Origin of the sequence: Nocardia amamiensis NBRC 102102, assembly GCF_001612745.1 — a bacterium.
GTDB lineage: Bacteria > Actinomycetota > Actinomycetes > Mycobacteriales > Mycobacteriaceae > Nocardia > Nocardia amamiensis.
This window is the reverse complement of the sequence record NZ_BDBA01000406.1, coordinates 1-1823: the sequence shown is the minus strand read 5'-3', so window position 1 is coordinate 1823 and position 1823 is coordinate 1. Positions and strand designations below refer to the sequence as shown.

The 1823-nt window shown below is 64.0% G+C and carries 1 pseudogene; it reads left to right on the top strand.

The window, feature by feature from the left end:
* Positions 1–1403 (top strand): annotated as a pseudogene (locus NA4_RS38065) (DNA helicase); the annotation flags it as partial.
* Positions 1404–1823: the final 420 nt, after the last annotated feature.

The following is a 1823-nucleotide window of genomic DNA, read 5'->3' as shown; positions in this document are numbered from 1 at the left end:
GGTACCGCTCACCCACTGCCGACTCGGAAGCTGTACCGAAGGAAGCGCCACGGCCCCGTGTCGAGCACCTTGCCCGCTCGGCTTATCGACTGTGGGGACAGAACCGGAGCTGGCAGAGCTACGAGTTGACGATCGAAAAGGAGTTCCTGCCGGCGCTCCGCAGCCTGTATCCGCCCGAGATTCCCGACCACAACGGTCGCCTTTCCCCTGAGGTTCAGCTGATCCCCGAACCGGACAGCCCCCGAGGGTCGTGGGCGGTGTCAGTTCGGACCGGCGGCCGGACCATCGGATACCTTCAGGCCGACGACGCACGGAACTGGGCGGCGGTCCTGAACCGCATCATCGCATCGGGGTTCCTTCCCACGACGTCGAGCAAGATCTGGGTCCGCGAGTACGACGACTGGGAAGGTGGGCTGGAACTCTATGCGAATGTGCTGATCGGAATCGAAGACCCCGACCTGGCGATCCCTGTGAACGATCCGCCGAATGTCGCGTACACCTTGCTGCCGCGCTCGGGAATCGTCCAGGTGACAAAGGAGCACGAACACTTCGACGCGCTGTTGAAATTCGTACCCGAGGGCGGAATCGGCCTGCTCTTCATCACCTTGCACGAGAATTCCGCGCAGGGCAGCCGAGCCAAACCGCATGTCGAAGTACGCATCGACGGGGAGCGGATAGGGCAGTTGACTCCGCAGATGAGCCAGCGCTTCCTGCCGATGATCCGGCATCTGGAGTCGCGGGGGCTGGTCACCGCGTGCTGGGGCGAGATCACCGGATCGGCGGTCGCGGCCAAGGTGCGAATCGACGCAATCAAGGCGAACGAAGCGAGCCCGGACGTCCTGGACGGACCGCCGGTCACCATTCCCCGCCTACTCCCCGCGTTGCGCGATCCCCATGCTTACGACCTGACAGCCATGCTCGCCAACCTCGCACCGCTACCGCCCACACCACCGCCCCCGCCGAGACCGATTCCGCTCGAACCCCCGGACGGTTCGGTCGTCCGTTTCACGAAAGGCGGGCACTACACCTACATCGCGGTCCGCCGCGGAGGTCACTGGGAGACGACCTCATCGATGGGCGGTCCGATCGATGAGGTGATGGAATGGCCGGACCTGGCATCCCGAGTCCGCACGTTCGACATCGCGACCGACTGGGCTCCGGTCCGAAAGCACGGCGACGCACGAGTCCGCGAACACCTTGCCGTCGTGCGCTTCACAATCGGCTCGAACTACCTGGCCGCGCTCAATATCGACAAGTACGGCCGCGCGGAGGGCGACTGGTACACCACCGTCACCCGACGCACCTCATCCCGACTCCCCCTCGGTGACCTGGCCGATTGGTCCGAGATCACCGAGCACGGCACGCACGTTCAGGTGGCGACAGGCTGGCGACAACTTGAGTGAGTCCATTCAACGCAAGGAGCTGCCGATCTCGGCCACTGCAACCTCACGTTCCATGCGAAAGCCGCAGATCAGGCCCGCGTCGTCTCAATGCCGGGTACCACCTCGCCGGTAAACGCGCACCTTCCAGGCTCGTCCCCGGGACTATCCACCTGCCCCGGTTTCGCTGCCAGCCAACCTGTTTCGAAACCTCAACGGCTACAACGCTCGTCTTCCTGATCCCCGCCTGACCCGTGAACCGGGCCTTTTCCCACATCGCTCACCGCGACAGTCTTCTACTAACGCAGCAGTGGGCGGCTTGGAGCCCTCCGCAGGGCGGCTCCGAAGGGCCAACAATCCTTCGTCTTCCGCACAGCACCGTCTCCAGAAGTTCGCCTACCACACTCCCTTCAACGTTCGGGACATACGTGGATTGAGGCTTAG